This is a genomic window from Methanosarcina hadiensis, from assembly GCF_046529725.1.
Lineage (GTDB): Archaea > Halobacteriota > Methanosarcinia > Methanosarcinales > Methanosarcinaceae > Methanosarcina > Methanosarcina hadiensis.
This window is the reverse complement of sequence record NZ_CP136241.1, coordinates 826,810-842,234: the sequence shown is the minus strand read 5'-3', so window position 1 is coordinate 842,234 and position 15,425 is coordinate 826,810. Positions and strand designations below refer to the sequence as shown.

Below are 15,425 nucleotides of genomic sequence, written 5' to 3'. Positions count from 1 at the left end.
GACACAGAGTTTACCCAGACACAGATAGATATAGAGTTTACTCAGATACAGATAAAATAACAGGCTCAGGTAATGCTTCTATGCAATACCTGACGAGCCTGTTCCGGTTATGTCCTCAGGTTTATATTTTCTGGACTCCGGCAATCTCATAGAGCTTTTCCATGTCAATATTTTGCTCAACTACGTTTGCAAGCTCTTCGTAGGCATCGTTTTCACTCATTATCTCTTCAGGGCTGTATTCCAGGCCTTTCCTTTCATAAAGGTACCTGACCAGGGAATCTCTTATGTTCCTGTTATCAAAGAGCCCGTGAAGGTATGTGCCGATTACGAGGCCGTTCTCATCGATAGCTCCATCGTCCCCGAATACCGTGCGGTTTGAATCGGTAACTCCCATATGGATTTCATAGCCTTCTATCTCTTCACCATCTATGGGTTTCAGGATAGGACCGTAGCCTCTGACTTTCTTTGTTACCTGAACCGTTTTCTTTTTATATTCTCCAAATCTGGTCCCTATGTCCAGAAGCCCGAGACCCTCAAACTCAGCTTCGACTCCGTTTTCCACTCCTGAGTCAAAAATAGTCCTGCCAAGCATCTGATAGCCGCCGCAAATCCCGAAGATTGGGATTTTTCCTTTGAAAGCCTGGATTTTTTTGTCCATTGCGCTTGCCCTGAGATCAAGGAGGTCATTAACAGTGTTCTTTGTTCCAGGAATCATGATTGCATCAGGGTTTCCAAGCTCTTCGTCAATATCCACATACCTGACTTTCACGAGTCCTTCCAGGGGCTCGAAGTCCGTAAAGTTTGAGATCCTGGGCAGGCGAATTACTGCGATTTCAATCTCTTTTTTCGCTTTTGAATCCTCTTTATCTCCAAGGGAGACCGAATCTTCGGAAGGGATGCGGAGCTTGAAATGTGGAAGAACTCCAAGAACAGGAATTCCGGTTTTTTCCTCAAGCTGTTTGAGTCCGGGTCTCAGGATTTCGATGTCACCCCTGAATTTATTGATTATAAATCCTTTGACATTTTTCCTCACATCTTCAGGCAGAAGGGCAACCGTGCCGTAGAGGCTTGCAAATACGCCTCCCCTTTCAATATCTCCTACAAGGATTATCGGAGCCTGAGTGAGCCTGGCAGTGCCTACATTCACGATATCCCTTTCGTAAAGGTTGATTTCTGCAGCCCCTCCGGCTCCTTCCATGACAATAATATCGTGCTCTTTCCAGAGCCTTTCGAGTGCTCCTTTAAGAACTGCGTGCATCTCTTCAATAGAATCGTAATACTGGCCTGCGCTTTTGTCAGCATAGGGCTCACCCAGCAGGATTACCTGGGAAACACAGTCTCCTTTAGGCTTCAGGAGAACGGGGTTCATATCTGCTGTTGGTTCTGTGCCTGCAGCTTTTGCCTGGATTGCCTGTGCAATCCCTATTTCCTTTCCATCCTTTGTAATCCATGAGTTCAGGCTCATATTCTGTGCTTTGAAAGGGGCAACCTTATAGTTTCTTGACAGGATCCTGCATATGGCAGTCACGACTGAGCTTTTTCCAACATGAGAGGCGGTTCCCAGGATCAAGAGGCTTTTTTTCTCCATTTTTTACCACACCTTCTGCTTGAACAGGCAATTTTTAATAACTTGTATAGTAACGGTTTCAAGTAATTGTTCGTTAAAAAACCGTGAGATCTACTGTCTCACAGCCATAAATCAAGTAAACTTGTTCAGATTAAATATTTGATCTTATACTTCAACTAAAGAATAAATACTTTCGGATTCCTTGCAGGTTTTATTTAGTTAGCTTTAATCATTCTATTATTTCCCGTCTATCTGCCTTTTCAATTTTTGTTTTCTTTCTTTTCTTTGTTTCTCATTTTTAACTTTGATTGCATTTTTATCTGTTTACAGTGCTTTTTCTGTTTACTTTATTACTTCCGGTGAAAAAAGTGAATTTATCCGGCTGCATTTCTTTTAAATAAGATCAATACAATCTTTTCGTAATCGAATAGGGGAAAAAGACCATGAAAGCCGTGTTTCTCGTACTTGTTTTATTTCTTCTATCGGCTCTTCCAGCCTCAGCAGCAGATACGTCTCAGATCAACGGAGCGGGTTCAGTCCGTATAGCCGAACTTTACAGCGACATTGAGTCCTTTGATGTAACATTTTACTCAGCCCAGCCAGAAGAGAACCTTTCCCTGGAAGTGTCTCTGGTCAGACCTGACAGGAATGATGAGATCATTGCTGCACAGGAATTCTCAGCCGGCAGTTTTCCTGCAAATACTAGAGTTATGAAAGTTGGCTTCTGGGATGTAAGGAATGCCGAGCGTGGCGCCTATACTATGAGAGCAAGGCTCCTTGAGCAGGGAGAAGTGCTTTCCGAATCGGAATATAATTTTGTCTACGCCAGCAACTCGGCTTTAAGATTCAGAATAGATGATCTTGTTCCTAATTCCGAGGGGATAGCTGTTGTGCTCTCCCCAAATCAAGCTTCACTTTTTGACATTGAGTACATGCTTGTGGACGGGCACAATGTAATATATAAAACAAAAACCGAAAAGGCGTCTCTTACCAGCATTCCGGAGACATTTACCGCATCCTGGGGTGCCCTTCTGGAGAATAATAAAGAGTATACAGGTAGAGTAAAAGTCCATGTTTACTCTCCCAGCCGGGGATTTGCGGCCTCAACAGAGAATTTTACTGCCAGAGACGATGCTGAAATTACTGATATTTATGAGGATGAAACCGGGGCAAGCGCAACCGTCCTTGGGAGTTCTCAGGTTCCTTTTGAAGGAACCCTGGTTTTTTCCTTATATAAGGTACAGGAAACAGGTAGCGGCGGTCCCGTATTTGTTGAGTCAGCCAGTGAAAGGGTGCCTGTTCTGCTGGCTGATGATGATGAAACCGTTGAGGTGGCCTGGAGAGAAAGGCTCACACAGGGCGTTTACAGGCTTGAGATCGAACTCATAGGAAACGATGGGGATGTTATAGAACGCAGGGAAACGATTATCGAATCTGATCTCTCTCCATCAAATATAAATGAGACAGGCCCTGATACAGGAAATAACACCACGGGTGAAAACGATGGAAACGGCATTCCCGGTTTTTCAATTGCTGCCGGAGTTGTGGGGTTTTTTATGGTTTTCGCGCTGTTTAAAAAGCTGCATTAACCAGTTTGAATGAAAGCCTGTGAAAGTACAGATATACCATGAAAAAAATCTGACAAACTAAAAGCCGTGAGTCTCATGCATTATGAACTCTTTATCGCCCTCAGGCAGATCCGTGCAAGAAAATTCCAGACACTCCTTTCGGTAGGAGCGATAGCACTTGCTGTGATGGTACTTACGGTTTCCCAGGCTCTTATGGTGGGTTTTACAGGGGAGCTTTATAACACCACCGTGGATAAACTCCCTCATGTCTCGGTCTCCCCTCATGAGGGTGAGGATTACATCTACCTTTACGGGACTCTCATGGAAAGAATCAGTACGATTGAAGGAGTCACCGCAGTCTCTCCTTTCCTTACAGGACAGGCTTCTTTCAGGTTCAAGGATAATTCCCTGAATGCAGAACTCAGAGGTGTTGTCCCCGTACAGGAAAATGAAATCAGCTCTATTGAAGAAGATATGGTTGAAGGCAGTTTCCGTGAACTGGAATTTTCAAGAAATACAGTGGTTATTGGCTCAAGACTGGCGGAAAAACTTGAAGTTAACCTAGGTGATTCCGTAGGTGTGTCTTTTCCTAATGCAAACCCTCTTTCCCTCAGAGTTGTGGGGATTTTTCATACTAGGTCACCTCTGGACGAATCCCTTGCCTACACATCCCTTGACACTGCCCAGGATTTCTATGATGTCCCGAACGTGGTTAATGGGGTCTGGGTCAGGCTTGACGATTTTAACAGGGATAGGGAAGTTGCAAACGAGATAGAGGAACTCGGTTATAACGCACAGGGCTGGACGGAAACAAATCCTGCAATCCTGCGTACCATTGCTATTGAGAGCACTTCAAACAATGTCGTGTATGGGCTTATTATTGTCATTGCTTCTTTTGGCGTTGTCAGTACCCTGAATCTTTCGGTTATCGGTGCAACCGGTCAGATAGGTATGCTTCGCGCTATGGGTGCTCCTGTTTCAAGTATCCAGAGAATTTTCATCCTCCAGAGCGGAATTCTGGGCCTTCTTGGCGCTCTTGCAGGTACTTTTGCAGGAGTTCTTATAGCCCTTGCAATAGGTCAATATGAGATTCCGGCAGCTTCCTCCGATGTCTACGCGGGTATTTCTTACATACCGATCGTTGTGCGCGCTCAGGATATAATAATCATTATTTTCCTTGTTTTCCTACTGAACCTGATTACGGGAATTTATCCTGCCCGGCAGGCAGCGAAGCTGGACCCTGTAAAAGCAATAAGCACAAGGTAAATATGCTAAGGAACCTAACAAAATAGAATTTTTTTCATTTCTCCTTCATTTCTTCATTCAAAATAATTTATGGTACCAAAAAAATTAATGGTGCTATTAAAATTATATATGACATTAAACATTTCAACGCGAATCAATACGTCACCAGGGTTGAAATTTCAACCCCGGTAATTATATATCTTTTTTGACGAATGATTACATACTTAGAAGCATAGCGAACAGAAGCGAACAAAGACCTTGTGCAGGAATTCTCATCAACTGATCATTGTATGAGAATTCTCTTTTCTTATTTTTACATTCTACTACCTAAAATGACTTTTTTACACATGTTATCTTACTTTATTTAGACATACTGAAGGCTTATGCGTGAAACCATGCTGGATATTCATAAACAAGTCTAAAAAACTTCAGTTTTTAAGAAGAAATTCGCAAACTATATTTATGCTGCCACTATATCTTTGTGCGCTAACTTGTAGCGCAGACCGACATTTGAGTGGGGGATTCCAGCAGCTGATCACTGCATAATGGGAATTCCCTTTATTTTTCTTTTATTAAATTATTTTCAAATCATAGGAGTGTCTTTCACAAATTTACCACTTTTTTTGGTTTACAGGTAGTCTTTAAGTTTTATTAAATGGATGCTTTTTCCAGAAATCAGAAATTCCCCTGGGGTGGAATTCTCCTGGTCCGAAATTCTCCTGCCTGTCAAAGAACACGACTGCAATTCATGGACTAAAGGATCTTCCAGAGATCTTCCTGAAGATTTCCAGATATTATAGCCACAGACACCGGACACAAATATTTATATTCTTTGGTAGATAATTTTACTTTAATGGACGACAGTAAAGAATACCAGCTTTATCTTGAAGCCCTTGACGATGAAAGATCCGCATGGTCGAGAAGGACTGCCATAAAGAGGCTCAGTGAATGCAAATCCGAAGAATCTCTTTATTACCTGAACGAACTTATTGTTGACAGGTATTTTCTGGTTCCGGACTGGCTTAAAAAGATTGCTAGAGAATACTACGTATCCCTGTGCCTCGAATTCCTGTAAATATTTATTTTTCTTCTCTGGTTCTTCGAATGGTTTTACGACCCTTTTTAGTTACATTACCGAATATCTCGTACCGATATGACTCATAGTCGTTTCAATCTATCTGAGGCGCTTGCCGGCATAATCCCGACCCAGCATGTGGGCAGCCGCTGCATTGGACTCTCCATAAAATAAACCTACAGGACAGTCATTTTTGTCAAAGCGATATCGATAAGAAAAAAGTCCTGATCTACCGGGTTCAACAGAGTGTGATACTTCTCCTCGCTCTTCAGAAGTTTTTCTTCGTATTCTTTCCGCCCATTTATATCGGACCCGGAGATGTTTACATATTCCTGTTCGGATAAGGGATGAAATACGATCAGATATACTTTTTTTCCATCTAACCTCCATTTTTTCCGGGATGTCCCGGAATGTCCCGGAAAATTCGATGAGTATATACTGCTCAGGAATTATTTTGTAGCTGCTAAACATTTTCCTTTATAAAGTTAGAGATATAATGAAATTATTGAATTCGGTTGAGAAAGTTATTAGCGTTAAAATAACCTCAGTAATACAGTTTCCTCTGTTTGCATTATCAGGTTAATTTTCCTTCTAACTTTCCTTCTAGCTTTCCTTCTAACTTTCTTTCTTTATATTACCGGATGTGAGCCTGATTTTTTTCTGCTACTTTAAACCTGATTGTAAACTCAGTCCCGTTATCCCTTTTCAGTTCAAGTCCTCCATCCAGTTGATTTACCAGTGTGTTTATCAGCTGTATACCAAGACTATCAGTGTTTTCAATATTGAGACTTTCAGGGATGCCAGTACCATTGTCTGAAACAGCCAAAACAAAACCTGTAACCTTATCTCTTTCCTTTTTGTGCTTCCTGTTTTTTTCTCTATATAGTTTAACTCTGATTTCTCCCCTGTCCTGTTCGGAAAATACGTGTTTAAGAGAGTTGGAAATGAGTTCATTGACAATTATTCCTAGCGGGACAGCAGTATCCATATCAAGAAAAACATCTTCTTCCATGTCCATATACAGGAGAATATTTTTACTGCGAAGACTGTAAGTCTGAAAAAGATTTTCAGCTAACTCCCTTATATATGTGGAGAAATTCAGCGTGTCTGTCCCTTCTCCTTTATAAAGCTCTTCGTGGATGAGAGCCATGGATATGACCCGGTTCTGGCTTTCCCGGAATGCCTCAATAACTTTAGGATTGTCGAATTTATCAGCCTGGAGATCAAGAAGTGAAGAGATTACCTGCAAATTATTCTTAATCCGGTGATGAATTTCCTTTTTACGGGCAATCTCGATATTTGCCAGGGCTCCTTCTGTCTCTTTGCGTTCTGTAATATCCTGGATTATTCCTTTTGCCCGGATAGGGTTATTATTCTGGTCAAAAATAATTTCGCTCTCTGCGTGAACTGTGCGTTCTTTTCTATCAGCTGTAATAATCCGGTAATCAATACCTAAAGGCTTTTCTTTTACAGCTTTTTTAATTGCACTATCCACGTAGTCCCGGTCATCAGGATGAATATAATTAAAAATTTCTCTATGAATTGGAGATGACTCCTGAGAATTAAGCCGAAAAATACGATACATTTCCTCAGACCAGCATGTTTCACCGGTTATAAAATCCCAGCTCCAGTTTCCAATATGAGCCATTTTTTGAGCTTCGGCTAAACCTTCTTTGCTCTCCTTCAACGATTCATAAGCCTTCTCAAGCTCGATTGTTCGTTCTTCAACTAATTTTTCCAGGTTGTCATGTGTCTTTTTCAGGGCTTCTTCTGCTTTTTTGCGTTCGGTAATATCGATGCAGATCCCGGATACACGCTGTGGTTTCCCACCGCTATCATAAGTCGTACTGCCAAGGGCATTGATCCATCTAACTTCTGCCGATGGGAGTATAATCCGATACTCGAGCAAGATTGAGTTATGGTTGTTAATTGCTGTTGCGATCCTGTTTTCCACACTCAGCCTATCGTCAGGATGGAGCAAACTTCTCCATAAATCAAAACTGGCATCATTTTCCCTGGGATCCAGATCAAAGAGCCGGAATAGTTCTTCAGACCATTCGAGCCTGTCGGTAGAAATGTCCCAGTTCCATATTCCCGCACCCGCAGCGATCTGGGCAAGCCTTAAACGTGATTCACTTTCCAGAAGTGCCTCTTCTATCCTTTTACGCTCAGTGATATCACGTGCAGCAGCAAAGACACCAATAATCTCGCCATTCCTATCTCTATAAACTGAAGCATTGTATAAAACTGGAGTTATGTAACCATCCTTATGTCGAATCTCCAGAGTATAATCACGAACCTCCCCCTGTGTGAATGCCTGCTGATAGCCTTCACGGGCTTTTTCAGGTTCGGTAAAGTAATCAGAGAAATCCGTCCCTATCAATTCTCTTCTCGAATATCCTGTAACCTTCTCTGTAGCGCCATTTACATCTGTAATCTTACCATTATGTCCAATGGTTACCAGAGGATCGAGGCTGGCTTCTATCAGACTGCGGTTGTAAAGATTTGAAAAACTGAGAGCTTTTTCAGCTTGCTTTTTCTCGGTGATATCGCGAACAATGCCTGCTCTAAAGCGGGCCACGCCAGTTTTATCCTTAATGATCGAGAAATGATCAGCTAGCCAGCGGTATTCTCCGTTTTTACATTTGAACCTGTATTCGTGTGTTCCGAAACCCTCATCCAATGATCTAGCAGTTCCCGAAACGATCAGAGGCAGGTCATCGGGGTGAATGCGGTCGAGAAGATCATTTCTGGTCATTGCATCAATTTCTTCAGGAGAGAAGCCTGTAATCTGCTCTATCACAGGGCTCATATAATCAAAGCGGGCTTGGTGAAAATCCAGGCGGTATGCGGAATCCAGGGAATTCTCAAGAACCGAGCGAAAACTTTCATAGCTTTCCCGCAGCGCAGCAACCAGAGAATCGCGTTCATCCAGTGATCTGGAGAGCTTGATATTGCCATAGCTGAGCTGTGAGATCATATTAGCAAAGGTCATGAAAAAGGTCATACTTGTGTCCACAGCTTCCCTGCTAAGCCTTGGAACTTTTTCAAGCGCTTTTATGTATTCCTCCTCATTGAAACCGTATTTACTAGCCTGAGATCGAAAGATCTCATAGTTAAGAGGCTCATTATCAAGAAAGAACTGCCCTGAGAAAATATTTCCTATATGCTGCCCTTCGACTATAATTGGAGTTACCGCATCCCACAGGTTGTTCTTGCATTTGTACAGCCTGTGTCCTCCCGGAGCAACGCCAGCAGAGAGAATCGTATCACTCTCTATGCAATGCTTGCAGGCTTCAGGATTAACCCTGTGGAATCTGGTGCAGATTTCATGCCATCCGGCACTTACCAGAATATTGCCTTTGAGGTCAAGCAGGGCCATGGGAGTGTGAGCAAGCTTATAAAAGTCATTCATCAGGGACTGAACGGATTTAACATCAATAATATTGGCAAGTTCCAGGTCAATCTTTTCTTGAGTTTCACGTTCCCGAAGATTTCCTTCAAACTTTTTACGGTCGCCTGTGTCGAATCCGTAAACGTTTACACATTCATGTTCGGGCAAGGGGTAAAAAATAAAAAAATATATTTTTTTGCCTATTTTAATTTCAATTTTTTCAATACCTTCCCGGGAAATTGCCCTCTGAACAAAAGCTCCTATATATGAAGGTAATTTTTCTCCAACCCTGACATCCAGCTCTTGCAATAAGATTTTTCCCGCCTCATTTGAGTAAAGAACAGTACCATCCTTTTCAACGCTGATCACAGGATTGAAATTTACTGCTGGAGATTGCCCTTTTTTCACTTTTATTTTCTCCTGAGTATCCATAATTCGCGCAACAAAATGCCGAACTTTCAATGGCAATTGAATAAATAGAGTATTTAACTTTCATACTCTCCCACTTTCTATTATTAATAGGATGTCGTTTGTGTTTGGTTGTGTTTTCAAACTTTATGGTACGTGCTATAGAGCCGGTTTGCTTCGATTTATAGTGGCATATTAGAACTTTTTCAATTTATATTTCTACAACAAAATACAAATCATATATAATAAGATTAAATTTATAAAAAGTATTGGTTAATAACGAACAGACCAGTAACTTATTTAGTTCTGAGGTTTATTTGATGTGATTTCAGGATATAATTAACATGTTTATCCATAGCTTCTAGAAAAATTTAATTACAAACCTGGAGAACAATTTTTACTGCACCATATATTTTTGGGTTAAAAGTAATAACTGCTGTTGATACTGTAAGCTTATCAAACAGCTTCTATTTGATTGCAAAAAGACGAAACTCATAACAGCAATTTTAAATCAACCTGATAAGTCTCCAATAATATTTAATTTAATGTGCAACGCCCGGTTATTTTGATCCTGACGACAAGTAATACAGAGTATTAAAGGTTCTGACCTCAATACAATACTTATTGGAAATAATGGGTATTTCAGAGGATTCTGGAAGGGAGCTGTCGGGATACCAGCCTGAAACAGGCACTGCATTCATGGTTCTTGCAGTCTGGTTTTTCGTATTAAGAAAAAAGAAACAGGATTGAAATCAAGAAAAGCCAAAATTCCCAGACCCTGATATTGTAGAGTTTGTGTACCTGAATAAACCTCTCAAATCAGGGCCTGTTTTATTTACTGTCTTTATATTAATTTTATTTAATTGGTTTCGAATTATATCCGCGGCGATCGATTAGATTATTGTGCAGTTTTTCGCTGTCACCATTATTTCCCCAGTATGGTTACCAGTATTTCCCCAGTTTGCTATCAATATGTGCCTGCAAAAATGAACTAGTTTTCATAACTTTCTTCAAACTTCTCACAGGCTCTATATTCCATACCTTTTGCATAATCTGTATCCTCTGCCTTTTTAAAACTCTTCTTTAGAGCCTGCTTTATCGCAGGGGTCATTACAGGTTTTTCTTTGACCAGCCCTTCGGGCCTATAGTATAATATCAGCAGCATTGCGATTCCGAAAAGTACATATTCAAGCCAGAAAGCTTCAAATGGTAAATGGAGAAGGCTCTTTATTTCATATTTATACATTGTAAGGGAAAGTTTTACGAGGACAAAGCTCAGTACGCCCAGAGCTACACCCTTATTATTTCCCATGCCACCTAAAAGAACCATAAGAAACGGAAAAAATGTCCATTCTACCCTGAAGAAAGTGGAGGCTATGACGTTCACGCTATAAAGGGAATACAGGGCTCCGGCAAGCGCTGCAATGCCTGAACCCAGAGCTGCGGTCTTTATTCGGATCATAAGAATATCCTTGCCAAAAGCCCGAACAACATTTTCATTTTCTCTCATTGCTTTCAAAAGCCTGCCATAGGGTGAGGTAAGGATTCTTTCTACAAAAAGGTAAACTATCAGCGCTACTCCCAGGCTGAAAACAGCAAAAGAAAGAACCCGCCAGTCTTCAGGTATCCATGCAAGTACATTGGGAACGCTTACACCATAGCAGCCCCCTATTATGGAGCTATTGTAGTTAAAGACCAGATACAGAACTTCGCTTATTGCAAGCAGAGTAACTGTCAGGTATTCCTCTCTGAGCCTGGAACTTGGAAGGATAAAAAGAATGCCTGCTACGGCACCTATGAAAGCAGCTAAAAAAAGTGAGAAAACGAGAATACCGATTCCTATAAGCGGGTTCTGTGTAATCATTGAGTTAGCCGCACTTTTGAGGATCCCGCTTGCTTCTACAATCTTTCCCTCTATGCCGAAAATAAGCATGAGAATATGGTTTACTGCATATCCAACCGTTGCAGCCCCGATGAGAACAGCCATAGCTCTACCGAAATTGGGAATGCCAGCATAACCATATTCCAAATTAAGGCTGAGTGCAACTATGAGGTATATTGAGAACCACAGCACCACATTTAAGAAGAAGTGCCCCATTTCCATTTTCTACTCCTCCATATACTCAACCCTGCAATTCCCATGGGAGCAATTACTAAAGCCAGTATCAGCAAAACAAGAGAAACCACCCTGCCGTACACAAGGACATCAGGTCCTAAGATTTTTGATAAATAAAAGGTTACAAGCGACTCCGAGATCCCTACGATATACCCTCCAGCCAGAGCTCCATAGATACTCCTCAGGCCACCTACAACGCTCGCTGCAAAAACAGAAACAATCATAATAGTTCCGGTTAAAGGCACGATCTCCTGACGGAAAGGCAGCATACTTCCTGCAACTGCAGCCAGGGAGCCAGAGAGAAACCATGAAAACAGACGGGTGTGTTCCACATTTACTCCCATTATTTCTGCCAGAGCTGCATTTTCCATAGAAGCCCTCAGGGCTATTCCGAATCTAGTTCTGTAAAGGAGCAGAAAAAGAGAGAAAAGAAAAAGGAGAATCATAAAACTTGAGATCAGGAGTACTGCCTCTGAACCAAAAATTTTGAAGTCAATTGGCGTAAAAATAAATTTTGTAGTCGCTTTTCTGGTAAGGTTACCAAGTGTTTCAGCATATGCGCCAAGTATGCCGATAAATATCAAATCCACAGCCAGAGTGGCTATCATAAGCGTAACAACTATAGTCTTTTTCCTCATCAACGGCCTGAGAACCAGCAAGTAGATACCTACTCCAATTAGACCTCCGAAAATAAAGGAGAAAAAGAGAGTAATAAGGATGCAACCCGAATAGAAGCCAGAGCGTCAAGGAAAGGTAGGAACCGAATATTGCCATGCTTCCCTGGGCAAAATTGGGCACCCCTGTCGTGATACAGGTTATTGTTAAACCAATACACAGAAGAACCAGAAGATTTGAGTAAACAACTGCCCCTTCCAAAACAGTCATGCTATTTTTTACTTATGTAAGCAGATATATAGTTATCTATATTCCATGTTTTAGGTTAGAATATAAGTATCTACACATATTCACTTGATATTCCATACCTATAGAAAAATAAAAATGTAAAGGGAAAAGAGGAATAGACCACAATAACCACAAAGAATACTGAAAATATAGATATCTATATGTTTTAACGCCCTACTTTAATATTTTCATTATGATGTGGATTATATTTAATTTAAGATTGTTAAGGAGTTTAAGGTATGGGGCTAAGATAAGACAGATAAGAAACAAAAAATTAAGGAATAAAAACGGCAAGGCAAAGAAATGTGAGATGATGTATTATGAGAGGATTATTCGGTCTTGCTGCCGCTATAATTATTATCGTATTCGTTTCTGGATGTATGCAAACCGGAGAGAAAACTGCTGCGGAAGCTGAGGTTAAGGAGGTTGAGATCCCGGTTGGGGTACTTGTAGATCTTTCAGGACCTCTGACAACATATGGCTGGGATATTAAAACCGCAACTACGATTGCAGGCGAAGATGTAAACAAGAAATTTGCAGAGGACGGAAAACCGTACCGGGTCAAGCTCTATATTGAGGATACAGGCGCTGATCCGAAAAAAGCCCTGGATACGGTCATGGCACTGCAGGCGAAAGGTGTGAAGCTTATCGTTGGACCAATGAGTAGCGGGGAATTGAAAAGTGTCAGCGAGTACTCAAGGTCTAATAAGATAATCCTGGCTTCCCCTTCTTCAACTGCAGAAACAAAGTATATAGGCGTGACTGCACCGGAAGAGAAAAAGTTTATTTTCAGATTTGTACCTACGGATTCTTTCCAGACTAAAGGCATAGCGGAACTCACTCATGAACTGGGCGTGAAAGCGGTAGTAATAACCTATACCGGTAATGCATGGGGCAAAGGCCTGGAAGAATTCGGGAGAGAGGAGTTTGAAAAACAGGGAGTAGAAGTAAAGACTTCAGTAGAATATCCGAATCCCCCACCTGCAGACTTCACACCATATATAGCTACACTTGAAGAAAATGTGAATACTTTGCTGAAGGACTACTCAAGGGATGAGATTGCAGTTGTGGTTTTCAGCTACGAGGAAGTAGCTACCATGCTTGCACAGACAAAGGACAGCTCTGTGCTGCTTGATGTAAAATGGGTAGGATGCGACGGAACAGCAAAGAGCAGCAAGATTATAGAAGATGTCCCTGAAAAAGCGAGCAGAATTAAACTTTTCAGCACGGTTTCGGAAACGAAGGGTGGAGAAGATTTCGACAAACTGAACACTACATATTACCAGCAAATTGGCAACTCGCCTCAGGGCTATGGTTTGAATTCATACGATGCAACATGGGTGCTTGCTCTATCTTTTGCAGAAGTATACGATAAAGAAGGCAAATACAATGCAGATGCTATGGCAGAGGCTATGCCAGGAATGGCAGAAGAGTACAGTATGGGTAATTATGGAGTGTACCCTGTAAGCGGGGAAGTTAAGTTCAACGAATATCGTGACAGAATTGGCTCGAGATACATAATTTACGCTGTCTCCGATGGGAACTGGAATGCAAACGGAGTATGGGAATTTGCTACGAACAGAGTAGAGTGGAGCTGATGGAAACCGGAAAGGGCCAGGATATGAAAGTTTCCTGCAAGCAAAATAACCGTGAACGAAATAAAATAGAGTTAGTAACCCGGAACCTTACGAAAAGCTTTGGCGAGCTTAGAGCCCTTGATGAGGTAAGTATAGAAGTAAAAAGCTGCATAACATTGATAATAGGACCTAACGGAAGCGGAAAGACCACTCTTATAAACGTGATCACCGGTTTCCTTGGTGCAGATAAGGGTAGAATTCTTTTTGGGGAAAAGGAGGTAACAAATCTCCCTCCTCACGATATTTTTAAACAAGGCATAGTAAGAACCTTTCAAACTTCACAGCCACTTCTAAAACTTACGGTTCTTGAGAATCTGCTTATAGCTGAAGCAAATTATGGAGAAAGCATAATCCAGAGCTTTAAAAGAAACTGGCTTGCAAAAGAGGAAGCCCTCGTAAAGAAAGCGCTCTCAACCCTGAGTTTCCTGGGTATAGAACATATGTGGAATGAGCCGGCAATGAATCTGAGTGGAGGGCAGCTAAGGCTTCTCGAAATAGGCAGAGCCCTCATGTGCCAGGCAAAGCTCATTATTATGGATGAGCCTATTGCAGGCATAGCTCCTGATCTATCCCATTCTATCCTTAAAAAGATTAGAGAACTTTCTGGCAGAGGAATTTCTTTTCTTATAGTAGAGCACCGGTTAGACCTGGTTCTTGGATATGTTGATAGGGTTTACGTTATGGCAGGAGGAAGAATTGTAGCTGAGGGTAGAGGTAAAGAGGTACTGGAAAATCCCCGTGTCGTGGAGGTGTATCTTGGTGATCAGGGTTGAAAACCTCTGTGCAGGATATAAGGAATTGCATATCCTTTTTGATATAAATGCTGTAATAGAAAAAGGGAAGATCACTACAGTAGCAGGCCCAAATGGCAGTGGAAAAAGCACTTTCTTAAAGTCTATTTTTGGCCTTGCTACTATTCACTCTGGTAAAGTTATTTTCAAAAACAGGGATATAACCAAAATTCCTCCACACGAGAAAACAAAGATAGGCATGGCTTATGTCCCTCAGGTAGACAATATCTTCACTAACCTGACAGTTGAGGAAAATCTTAAAATAGCCGGTTATACTCTCGAAAAAAAAGAATATAAAGAACGGCTGGATTTAGCCATGGAAGTATTTCCTGAAATCAAGAAGAAGTTAAAGCAAAATGGAGGTACTTTGAGCGGGGGTGAAAGACAGTTCCTTGCTATAGCCTCGGCTCTGATAAAAAAAGCAGAACTGCTGGTGCTTGATGAACCCACAGCAATGCTCTCGCCTAAACTTGCCGCTGAAACTCTCAGGAAAATTACGGAGCTAAATGAAGAATTAGGACTTACAGTGCTTATAGTTGAGCAGAACGTGAAAAAAGCACTGGAAATAAGTGATAATGCGTATATGTTGATGAATGGGAGGATCGTTTTCGGAGGCAAATCAGAAGAACTGCTCGGCCATGAGAAGTTCGAGAATTTCTGTATTGGGATTTAATTTTCGAACATGATAATGGCAGCTTCCTATACAGGGCTCAAAGACAGC

General features: G+C 41.4%; 10 protein-coding genes and 1 pseudogene. 7 read left to right on the top strand and 4 right to left on the bottom strand.

Annotation, left to right across the window (positions count from 1 at the left end):
* Positions 1 to 121: 121 nt before the first annotated feature.
* On the bottom strand, positions 122 to 1,588 hold the full coding sequence (locus RSJ42_RS03715) for a cobyric acid synthase (RefSeq protein WP_410509354.1): 1,467 nt from the start codon (positions 1,586 to 1,588) through the stop codon (positions 122 to 124).
* Positions 1,589 to 2,010: 422 nt separating this feature from the next.
* Between RSJ42_RS03715 and RSJ42_RS03710 the strand changes: the two genes are divergently transcribed.
* From RSJ42_RS03710 to RSJ42_RS03700, 3 genes are all read left to right on the top strand, one after another.
* The gene (locus RSJ42_RS03710; protein ID WP_410509353.1) at positions 2,011 to 3,156 is read left to right on the top strand and encodes a hypothetical protein; all 1,146 of its coding nucleotides are present in this window, start codon (positions 2,011 to 2,013) and stop codon (positions 3,154 to 3,156) included.
* A 75-nt stretch (positions 3,157 to 3,231) separates the two neighbouring features.
* A complete protein-coding gene (locus tag RSJ42_RS03705) occupies positions 3,232 to 4,401 on the top strand; it encodes an ABC transporter permease (protein WP_410509352.1) in 1,170 nt (389 codons plus the stop codon).
* A gap of 832 nt (positions 4,402 to 5,233) precedes the next feature.
* Positions 5,234 to 5,455 carry a hypothetical protein gene (locus RSJ42_RS03700; RefSeq protein WP_410509351.1) on the top strand — a complete coding sequence of 74 codons (222 nt, stop codon included), beginning with the start codon at positions 5,234 to 5,236 and terminating at the stop codon, positions 5,453 to 5,455.
* A gap of 634 nt (positions 5,456 to 6,089) precedes the next feature.
* Here RSJ42_RS03700 and RSJ42_RS03695 read toward each other — a convergent pair.
* Positions 6,090 to 9,257 carry a PAS domain-containing protein gene (locus RSJ42_RS03695; RefSeq protein WP_410509350.1) on the bottom strand — a complete coding sequence of 1,056 codons (3,168 nt, stop codon included), beginning with the start codon at positions 9,255 to 9,257 and terminating at the stop codon, positions 6,090 to 6,092.
* A gap of 624 nt (positions 9,258 to 9,881) precedes the next feature.
* Between RSJ42_RS03695 and RSJ42_RS03690 the strand changes: the two genes are divergently transcribed.
* Positions 9,882 to 10,007 (top strand): hypothetical protein, encoded by a 126-nt coding sequence (locus tag RSJ42_RS03690; RefSeq protein ID WP_410509349.1) that lies wholly within the window; start codon positions 9,882 to 9,884, stop codon positions 10,005 to 10,007.
* 241 nt (positions 10,008 to 10,248) lie between these two features.
* Here RSJ42_RS03690 and RSJ42_RS03685 read toward each other — a convergent pair whose 3' ends face one another.
* Positions 10,249 to 11,361: a branched-chain amino acid ABC transporter permease gene (locus RSJ42_RS03685; RefSeq protein ID WP_410509348.1), complete on the bottom strand. Its 1,113-nt coding sequence runs from the start codon at positions 11,359 to 11,361 to the stop codon at positions 10,249 to 10,251.
* Positions 11,337 to 12,258, bottom strand: a pseudogene (locus RSJ42_RS03680) (branched-chain amino acid ABC transporter permease). Before RSJ42_RS03680 ends, RSJ42_RS03685 begins: the two are co-directional and overlap by 25 nt.
* 338 nt (positions 12,259 to 12,596) lie before the next feature.
* Here RSJ42_RS03680 and RSJ42_RS03675 point away from each other — a divergent pair.
* The 3 genes from RSJ42_RS03675 to RSJ42_RS03665 are packed head-to-tail and all read left to right on the top strand — an operon-like array spanning position 12,597 to position 15,377.
* Entirely contained in the window at positions 12,597 to 13,874 is a 1,278-nt protein-coding gene (locus tag RSJ42_RS03675; RefSeq protein WP_410509347.1) for an ABC transporter substrate-binding protein, read from the top strand.
* Positions 13,874 to 14,686, top strand: a complete 813-nt coding sequence (locus tag RSJ42_RS03670) for an ABC transporter ATP-binding protein (protein WP_410509346.1) — start codon at positions 13,874 to 13,876, stop codon at positions 14,684 to 14,686. Before RSJ42_RS03675 ends, RSJ42_RS03670 begins: the two co-directional genes overlap by 1 nt.
* Positions 14,673 to 15,377: an ABC transporter ATP-binding protein gene (locus RSJ42_RS03665; RefSeq protein ID WP_410509345.1), complete on the top strand. Its 705-nt coding sequence runs from the start codon at positions 14,673 to 14,675 to the stop codon at positions 15,375 to 15,377. Before RSJ42_RS03670 ends, RSJ42_RS03665 begins: the two co-directional genes overlap by 14 nt.
* Positions 15,378 to 15,425 lie beyond the last annotated feature (48 nt).